This window comes from Proteiniphilum sp. UBA5463 (genome assembly GCF_002427225.1).
GTDB lineage: Bacteria > Bacteroidota > Bacteroidia > Bacteroidales > Dysgonomonadaceae > Proteiniphilum > Proteiniphilum propionicum.
Genome location: NZ_DIQL01000037.1, coordinates 6,494 through 15,797 on the forward strand (window position 1 = coordinate 6,494; position 9,304 = coordinate 15,797).

General features: G+C 40.3%; 7 protein-coding genes. 1 reads left to right on the forward strand and 6 read right to left on the reverse strand.

Annotation, left to right across the window (positions count from 1 at the left end; all coding sequences use genetic code 11):
* The 6 genes from B3B27_RS06025 to B3B27_RS06050 form a co-directional block, all read right to left on the reverse strand.
* Positions 1 to 546: sialidase family protein (locus B3B27_RS06025; RefSeq protein WP_286847104.1), on the reverse strand; the 546-nt coding region annotated here is incomplete at its 3' end.
* Positions 547 to 626: 80 nt separating this feature from the next.
* Entirely contained in the window at positions 627 to 2,084 is a 1,458-nt protein-coding gene (locus B3B27_RS06030; protein WP_286847106.1) for a sulfatase, read from the reverse strand.
* A gap of 66 nt (positions 2,085 to 2,150) precedes the next feature.
* Entirely contained in the window at positions 2,151 to 3,605 is a 1,455-nt protein-coding gene (locus B3B27_RS06035) for a RagB/SusD family nutrient uptake outer membrane protein (protein ID WP_286845336.1), read from the reverse strand.
* 23 nt (positions 3,606 to 3,628) lie between these two features.
* The gene (locus B3B27_RS06040) at positions 3,629 to 6,793 is read right to left on the reverse strand and encodes a SusC/RagA family TonB-linked outer membrane protein (protein WP_286845333.1); all 3,165 of its coding nucleotides are present in this window, start codon (positions 6,791 to 6,793) and stop codon (positions 3,629 to 3,631) included.
* Positions 6,794 to 6,872: 79 nt separating this feature from the next.
* Positions 6,873 to 7,784, reverse strand: a complete 912-nt coding sequence (locus B3B27_RS06045; protein ID WP_286847107.1) for a dihydrodipicolinate synthase family protein — start codon at positions 7,782 to 7,784, stop codon at positions 6,873 to 6,875.
* A 106-nt stretch (positions 7,785 to 7,890) separates the two neighbouring features.
* Entirely contained in the window at positions 7,891 to 8,631 is a 741-nt protein-coding gene (locus B3B27_RS06050) for a FadR/GntR family transcriptional regulator (protein WP_286847108.1), read from the reverse strand.
* 476 nt (positions 8,632 to 9,107) lie between these two features.
* Between B3B27_RS06050 and B3B27_RS06055 the strand changes: the two genes are divergently transcribed.
* Positions 9,108 to 9,304: hypothetical protein (locus B3B27_RS06055; RefSeq protein WP_286847109.1), on the forward strand; the 197-nt coding region annotated here is incomplete at its 3' end.

The window sequence follows — 9,304 nt, forward strand, 5'->3', positions numbered from 1 at the left end:
GCCCTTCTTCACTTGTATCCCTATTCCGGGGCCGGTAGCATACCACCCCCATGAAGGGTCGCGGCATGTTTCTTCCAGACTCGCCGGCTTCGACCACGTTTTGCCATCGTCATCGGAATAACAGACATAGGGCAATCTAGAAGACAACGATGTTTTATTGATGATGTCACTTTCCTTGTCTTTCCCATTATTCCAGCTCATAAACAACCAGATTCGCCCGGTTTCCTCATCGACCACAGGACAAGGATTCCCACAGGTGTTTTTTGCATCGTCCCATACAACCTGTTCATTGCTCCAGGTCATCCCATTATCTTTCGAACGTTTCATCAATAAGTTGATATCTCCGGTATCACCTGACTCACGTCCCTCGCAAAAAGCAAGCAGTGTTCCTTCGTTGGTGACAACCAGCGCCGGTATCCTGTAATTGTTATATTCACCCATCCCCTGTTCCCACAAGACGGTTTGATCAATATCTTCCTTTTCCTTCAAAGAAAGGAACGGTAAGACAAGCAGGATACACGATATTAAAAGTAAATTTTTCCTCATATCATATAGATTAAAAAGAACCATTTGTTGTATTGTTATTCTTTAACTGATGTTTGATTTCACAAACAGCATACATTCTCCTATTTTCTAATCCTGTTAACAATATCGGAAAATTGATTCATTAATGCTTCATTTTTTATATCAGATGCTATATTTTCTTTTTCTGACAAAGCATCATCCATCCGATACAATTCTCGGGCGAACACCGACATGTCTTTTGTATTTCGCCATTCTATGTAACGATATTTTTCCGTTCTCAATGAATATCCCATTGAATCTGGTGATCTCGAATTGATGGCGTCCTGATAAGGTCTTACAATCTGACTTAGTGCATAACTTTTCACTTTTGAGGACTTCCCTTTAAGGATCGGCAAAAGAGAAATTCCGTCGTGAGATGATTTCATTTCTCCATGAGTCAAATCAATTAGGGTTGGATAAATATCGATTAACTCGACCATTGATCGATTAATTGCTCCCTGTTCAATTCCCTTACCACAGAATATTAATGGAATATTTACCGAAGCTTCATAATTTGTTGTTTTTCCCCATAATCCGAAATCTCCAAGATGAAAACCATTGTCGGAATAAAGAACGATGATCGTATTATCATAGCGACCCAGTCGCTTTAATTCTGCAATCAACTTACCTATTTGTGCATCTATATAGCTTACGCTTGCAAAGTATCCATGCAAGAGCTCCAGCTGCTTCTCTTCCCGGATAACTCCTAATTCTCCAATATCTTCATACCCTCTTAACTCGTTGGAATTATGAAATGCAAAATCTGGTGCTCTTGCGGGTCTTCTCGGATTTTTTAATTCTTTTTTGAACATTTCACGCTCATAGAGATCCCAATATTTTTTAGGCGCCGAGAAAGGAAGATGGGGACGCCTGAAACCCACTGCAAGAAAAAAAGTTGAATCTGTCAGTTGATTTAGTAATTCAATTGCTGCCTGACATACTTTCCCATCAATATATGCCGTATCCTGTACATTTGCATTCTCCGTAGTTGTTGCTTTTGACCTTTTGGGCATATAATTTTCAGGTAATACATACTTATGTCCTCTTCCGTCACGCGTAACACTCAGTACGGAAGGATTCGACCATGATATAGGATCCTGATGATATGCCCCATCATGATATATCTTTCCTACTGCACGTGTTGCGTAGCCTTTTTCTTTATAGAACTGAGGCAATGTGACTACATTCGGTTTTTCTTCACGAAAATGAGGTTTTAGCGTCCAGACCTTAATTTCATCCGGTCGCATTCCCGTCATCAATGAAGCTCTGGAAGGATTACTGAGTCCCACCTGACAGTAGGCATTCATAAATAAAACTCCCTGATTTGCTAGCGTGTCGATATTGGGTGTAAGAGCCGTTGAGTTCCCATAGCAACCTAATACCGGAAGCATATCATCTATCGCAATAAATAATACATTGGGTATTTGTTCTTTTGCTTCATCTCTATTACTACATGATAAAAAAAGCAGATGAAAGAACAATCCAAATTTCAGGTTACAGATGGACGAATTGATATTCACTCTTTTATGGTTATTTTAAATAAGAGGGAGACTCATGAAATTAGAGAGTCTCCTTCTTATTATTTTCTATTTATCATAACCCGGGGTCTGGTTGAGATTGGGATTTCGATTGATAGATGCTTGTGCTACAGGCCACAACAAGATGTTTTGTTCATTTTCACGACCTACAAGGAACGGATTTTTTTCAAAAACTACATCAAAACGGATATAATCCCACCAAAGCTTTCCTTCTGCTGCAAATTCTTTCATTCGCTCCTTCAGTATTAATGCATCAATTTCGGAAGCTGTAAGCGTATTCGAATAAAAACTATCGACTCCATAGGCACGTTTGGCAATTTTGTTGAGAGCAGTCACAGCTCCGTTACGGTCGTTTTTTGCATTTTTAATTTCTGCATCAAACAGTACAGCATCTGCATAACGATATACGATCACGTCCGAATCGAAAATACGAGTACCGCTTACCCAGGATCCAGCATACTTGTTTATCCATTGGAAAGTACCATTTTTCTTATCATCAAAGAACGTCTGGAAACTTACAATGGTTCGTCGGTCATTTTCATACTCTGAAAGCAATGCTTTGTAATCGGCCGTATAAAAACACCATTGTTGATGACTTCCCACTTTCACAGGATTTTCAATATATTCTGGGGAAATATACTGGGAGGGCACCAGCCAGTCATTCGTGGCACCACTTGTGTGTTCATCCTGAAGATAACTCCAGGCAAAGATAACCTCCGGTCCCCCTTCATTCTTAAAAATGGAAGAATAATCAGTTACTAAGCTGTAATTGCCGTTTCCCAGTACTGCAGCAACAGCCGTTGCAGCATTGTTGAGTGCCGCATCGCCTCCGTTACGTACCTTAAACATCCAAAGATTATAATCAGCTTTTAACATGTTTATAGAGGCCTGTGAAGCTAATTTACGGTCGGTTACAGAGGCGGGCATATGACTAAGCGCAGCATTAATATCATCACCAACTTGCTTAAACACCAAATCTGCCGCATCGCGACCGGGGAACAATCCTTCCTGTTTATCTGACTCAAAACCTTCCAGCAATACCGGAGCATCTCCCCAAATTCGGCCTATCCAGTAATAACAGAATGCACGCACGAAATAAGCATTGGCCAATACCTTATTTTTTGTTTCTTCACTGACAAATTCTATTTCTGGTGTATATTTCAGGATTAGATTAGCCTGATTGATCGTCGTATATAAATCAGTCCAATTGGCATAACCATGGTTGGTGGGAATCTGATTCTGATAAATCTGATCTCGTGCCGTCTGACCAGCAAGTCCGTCGGCCCACAATCCTGTTCGATACTCTCCCCAGTACATGTAGCCTTGCTCAAATGTAGATCTGAATCTGTTATATAGCCCATATATAGCCGAAGTAGCATCTCCTTCATCCTGCCACATAGAGTTGGCAGATACCTCACTCTTTTGTACGATGTCCAGATCACCGTGACATGCTGTCAATAACGTAAAAAAGGACATTAAGCATATGATGATTTTACTTTTCATGATTCTCATTTTTGTAGTGTGATTTAGAATGTAACTTTTACTCCGATAGAATATTTACGAATAGGAGGATAATTGTAATAACCAGCATTATATGTGGTGGATGCACCTACTTCAGGTGAAACGCCTTCCACTGCGGTGAAATAATGCAGATTATTACCAGCTAAGGTAATGGCCAGATTTTGCATACCCAGTTTACCTAATTTTGAAGAAGGTACATTGTATTGCAGGCTAATTTCACGAATACAAAGGTAATCACCTTTATAGTTGAAGATGTTGGATGTACGACTAAAATTGGCATTTCCGTCATCCGGATCATTGGCTGTAAAACGAGCATATTTTGTTTTATCACCGGGAGCTTTCCATGTTTGTTTTACCTTATCAATCAATGTGTAATTATTGGCAAAGGTGTTCATAAAATATCGCATTTCAGAGTTGTTGTTGATTGAGTGTCCCAATGCCCAATCAACAAAAACATTTAGAGATATATTTCTGAATGTAAGATTGTTATTTAAACCTCCTGTAGAGTGTGGAACAGTGTACCCCAGAAAAAACTGATCTTGACTGTCAATGTAATCTTTATCGTTTCGGGTCTGACTACCTGGCCTGTTCTTCCATTCATAGTCTCCGATATGCTTTCTTCCGGCAATTTTCTTCCCGTCTGAAGGGAGATAGCCTTTTGCCGAATTATCATACATCGCTGTTTTGGCTTGTTCTTCCGTTTCAATGATATAGTCTACCATATATCCATAATAACGGTAAAGCGACTCACCTTCAGCAGTTCCACCGAAAGCCGTTCCGTCGGCTAGGGTGATACCCCCGATACGATTCTTGTCTCGTCCGTTATCTGGCAATTTAAGCACCTTGTTTTTTACAAAACTCCAGGTGAATTTCGAAGTCCATTCAAAATCTTTTGTACGAATATTGGTCGAACCAATCTCCAGGTCGAATCCATAAAATTTTACTTCTCCAATATTTGTTTGTACAGAAGAAAAACCGGTGGTATTTGGCAACTCTTTGCTAAAAAGTAGGTTTTCTGTGATTTTATCGAAATAATCTGCTGAGACTGTGAATCGATTCTTGAAAAGTGACAGATCGAATCCCAGGTCGAGTTGCGTAGAGGTCTCCCAGGTCAGATCCATATTTGGCATAGTAGAAGCTACAATACCCGCAAATCCATCATATCTTGCATTGGTGGAATACCTTCCGTACGCATCGTACAGACCAATTGCATTGTTCCCTGTTTGGCCGTAACTAACTCTGATTTTCAAGTTATCAAGATTTTTTATTCCCTGCATAAAGGGTTCATCCGAGATAATCCATCCGGCTGATGCTCCTGGAAAGAATCCCCACTGTTTTCCTTTTGCAAAACGTGAGGAAGCATCCTCCCGAAATGTTGCAGAAAGCAGATATTTTTTTTGAAAATCATATGTCAAACGACCGAAATAACCAATCGTCACATCCTGAGTAAAATTGCTGGTTGCATCCTTCTTATTGGGGCCTGCGGTCAGTGTAGGCACCTTATCAGAACTAGCCCCATCAACGGAAGCCCCCAGGGATTGGTTACTGTCCTTCTGATAAGAGTGTCCTCCCATTATAGATAATGAATGATCGTCTAACCCCTTAATATAGGTTGCATAGATCTCCAGTTTGTCTCGTTTAAGCTCGCCAAAGGATGAACTGGCTGGACGGAGTCCGTTAAATTCATTGGCTCTCTGAAAGCTGTTGCTTTGGTAATGATGGTTGTAGGTTGATAATTGCGATTCAATTTTCAGATCATCAAAAATGCGGTAAGTAAGTTTACCAAAAGCTGACAATCTTTTATCTTCTCGGCTTTGATCATTATAATAGGCATACCAGAGTGGATTGGGTGAGGTAGCATTGTATCCTTTGGTGGGGGTTCCATCATCATTGTACTTTTTCTGAGTGGGTGGTGTCGCCAAACCCCTTGAAATGACATTCATCTGATTAGGGTACTCCTGTGAATTAGCTCTGGAATAGTCGAATCCCGCGACAAGTGACAAATATTTATTGATGTTTACATCGATGTTACTGCGTAAATTCAATCGGTCGAACCCAGTGGCTATGGCAACACCGGCGTCGTCGGTATAGCCAAGGCTGACATTGTAACGAATCCCTTCATTTCCCCCATCAAGTCCGACATAATAATTTTGCCAAACTGCCTGCTTGTAGATTTCATCCTGAAAGTTGTTATCCTGAAATATCAGCGTTTTTGTCGGATCAATTGGATCGGGCATGGAATAATAACCTGCCGGGATAGTCTCTCCTTCTCCCAGATAACGAGTAGAATAGATGGAGGTAGCTGTATTGCCGGAACTGGCGGAATAACCATCCATTGAATTATACTTTGCATTGGGACCTGCAGCTACTGCCGGACGAACAATACTCAGATAATCCCTGGCGTTCATGAACTTATAGAGTGTCCCTGCTTCCTGTAATGCCATGTTTGCTTCGAAGGTGATGTTCGGAGCTTTGCCAACAGATCCTTTTTTCGTTGTAATCAAAACAACCCCATTGGAAGCTCTTGAACCGTATATAGCTGTGGATGAGGCATCTTTAAGAACTTCTATTGATTCAATATCGTTCGGATTTATCCCACTAAACGCTCTTTCAACTCCATCTACCAGGATGAGTGGTTCATTGCTCTTGTTGATGGAGGAACCGCCGCGAATCCGAATGGTTGCATCTTCACCTGGCGTATTGTTGTTTGAATAAATACGTGTTCCGGAAATTTTCCCTTTCAATCCTTCTCCTACCGTGTTTACCGGTACATTTTGTAATACCTCTCCACCCACTTTGGTAATGGCAGACGTGATGGTACGGCGTGACTGGGTTCCATATCCCACGACCACCACTTCATCAAGACCTACTGTCGATGTGTTTAAAACAACATTGATGACCGGTGAGCTTGTCACTCTCACTTCCAATGTTTGATAACCCACATATGAAAAAATCAGTGTTGAACCGGAAGTAACGGCCAACGCATAATTCCCGTCAATATCAGTGACGGTACCATGTGTGGTTCCTTTCACAACCACAGAAACACCAGGTAAAGTTTCACCTTCGTTATCGCGCACTTCACCTTTAACCATTATCTCCTGTGCCTGGAGAAAAGCAACTGAAAAGATTATACCAGTTAATAAGGCCAAAAATCGATAAATTTTTCTCATCTTTGTATAGATTTTAAAAATAATTGTGTTTTTAAATTCTTCCAGAAGGGGGTATTGTTTAGAGGACACACTCCCTTCTCTATTTTACCAAAAAACCAATGCCCTGGAGGTTCTCCCTGAGAGCATCATACTCTTCCCTTTCGAATGTGGCAAAAGGAGGGCGGCAGGGTCCACATTCGATTCCAATCAGATTCATGATGGCTTTTCCGCCTCTCACGCCACCTCCATATTGAATAATGATTTTTACCATTTCTACCGACTGCATCTGAAAGGCACGCGCCGTTTCCACATCGTTACTTTCCATAGATTTCAGAATATTCAGATAAACATGGGGTATATAGTTATACGTACTTCCCACACCGGCTACGGCTCCGAGTGCTAATCCACAAATCAGTGTCTCGTCGAAGCCATGCAACACCTCAAATGCCCCGTTATCCAGCTGAATACAGTCGCCCATTTCCATCAGGTTGTTGTGTGTAAACTTCACTCCGGCCAGGTTGGGAATAGTTTTTTTCCCTTCGTGAAGAAATTGTGCAACCGAAAGGTTTACCCCGGTCATGGAGGGCATGTTGTAGTAATAGAATGGCAATTGAGGAGCGGAAGAAGCAATGGGCGTAAAGAAATCGATCAGATCCTTCACTTTTTCAGGCTTGAAAAAAGAAGGGGCGATACATCCGATTCCATCTGCGCCTTTCACTGCAGCATGACGTGCCAGCTCCATTGCCTCGCGCTGGTTATTGCTGCCCACATGGGCAATAATTTGAAAGTCTCCTTCACCACGTTTTATCCATTCCTCCAAGATCAGTTTTCTTTCGACAGTGGTGAGGGAAGTAAACTCTCCTGTCGTCCCGCAAACAAATACACCCGATATTCCGGAATCTTTAATATGCTGTGCATATTTTCTGATCACAGAATAATTTATATCGCTGTTAGTATCAACGGGTGTAAAGGTTGCAGCAATTAGCCCTTTTAGTTTTTTGTAATTGTTCATAGATATTTTAATTGGTAAATATACTTTTTGTGTTCGGCTGATGATTACAAGGATGAAAAAGCCTTATAAACACTTTAAATAGCAACATCGCACTGTACCGATCAAATCAACCGTTTTGCTGAGCAATGTGATATTGATTTCTTTGACTGATAAAAATTCTGTAAACCTCAAAATGCTCCTCCAAGGCCTTTCTATACCTGTCTTCGTCTCCATCTTTTAGTAACTGTAGCAAGTCCTGATGGCTTACAATCCGCCCTTCCTCTTTTAAACGGATATTAATGGGTGCCAGAAACTCCTGAAATTTGTCCTTCACAAATGTCATCACAGGATGAATGATATTCTGGAATTCGGAGATAGTTTTGTTGCCAGTTATTTTATAAAGCTTTGTGTGAAAAGCAAATTCACTAAAAGGAGCATATTCGTTGTTTTCATACATGATTCCTACATTCACAATCTCTTCCAGATCTGCAATATCATCAGGAGTAATTATTCGGAATATTTCACTACAAATGCCTATTTCAAGAACAATCCTAAATCCGAGAATATCAAAGAGGGTATCTTCACTTAGAATTCTCGGATCAACAGCACGTTTCATTCCGCCGAATATAGAAGGCTCGGAAAGTACCATGCCCCGTCGTGTGCGTGTCTCCACTATTCCCATCATCTTCAGTCGGCTTAATGCCTCCCGTACTACACTCCTCGACACCCCCAATGAGACGGTTAATTCCATTTCATTAGGAATAGCATCTCCTTTTTGCAAGTCCTTCTCTTTGAAATAGTTCAAAAGCCTGTCCTCGACCTGATCTACCAGTGTAGTTGAATTGTTTTGAATCCTAAGCCTTTCCATCGTAAGATTATTTTCAAATATATTTTCTCACTTAAAAATGAGCGATGTTTTCAGATAAAAATGCACAACAGATATTATTAATCTGATTTGTCTGACAAATAAATGAAGAATATTTTAAATATTTGTTATAAAACCTGATATTTAACAATAATATAACTTTTATTAACGTATTGAGAGGTGAAATTTATTGCAGAGGCTCTCTGCTGCATAAAAACATTACGAATCTTGATATAGTTTGATGGAAATATTAAACTATGAGATATTATATAAACCTTTTCATCCTATTATGTCTTTCTTTTCCCTTAAAGTACTCAACTCCTTAAACTTTTCTCTGCACTACGCAATAGATTTGAATTCAATTCAACTGATTTGCTTAAATGATATCTTAAATGTAGGTCCATTTGCGATGTAGACGCTGTGGAGGAAATAGGAAAAAAGAGTAACTGGTTGTCAAAAGTATTTACTGTTCCACATCAATGGATGCAGACAGCATGCTTACGCTCATAAACAGAGATGTGGAAACAATAAAAACACTTGTTGACAATTACAGGAATGAAGAAATCTATCTATGGACAGGACTTGTCGCTGCTGAAATCATTCATACGTCAAGATTATTATATCATCTACAACCGCAGAGTAACTATGTTCACCTGTTTGATTTTTCTAATTTTTC

Excerpts from the sequence above, each read along its gene's own strand:
- B3B27_RS06045 (WP_286847107.1), bottom strand. The coding sequence starts at position 7,784 with ATGAACAATTACAAAAAACTAAAAGGGCTAATTGCTGCAACCTTTACA.
- B3B27_RS06040 (WP_286845333.1), bottom strand. The coding sequence starts at position 6,793 with ATGAGAAAAATTTATCGATTTTTGGCCTTATTAACTGGTATAATCTTT.
- B3B27_RS06035 (WP_286845336.1), bottom strand. The coding sequence starts at position 3,605 with ATGAAAAGTAAAATCATCATATGCTTAATGTCCTTTTTTACGTTATTG.
- B3B27_RS06050 (WP_286847108.1), bottom strand. The coding sequence starts at position 8,631 with ATGGAAAGGCTTAGGATTCAAAACAATTCAACTACACTGGTAGATCAG.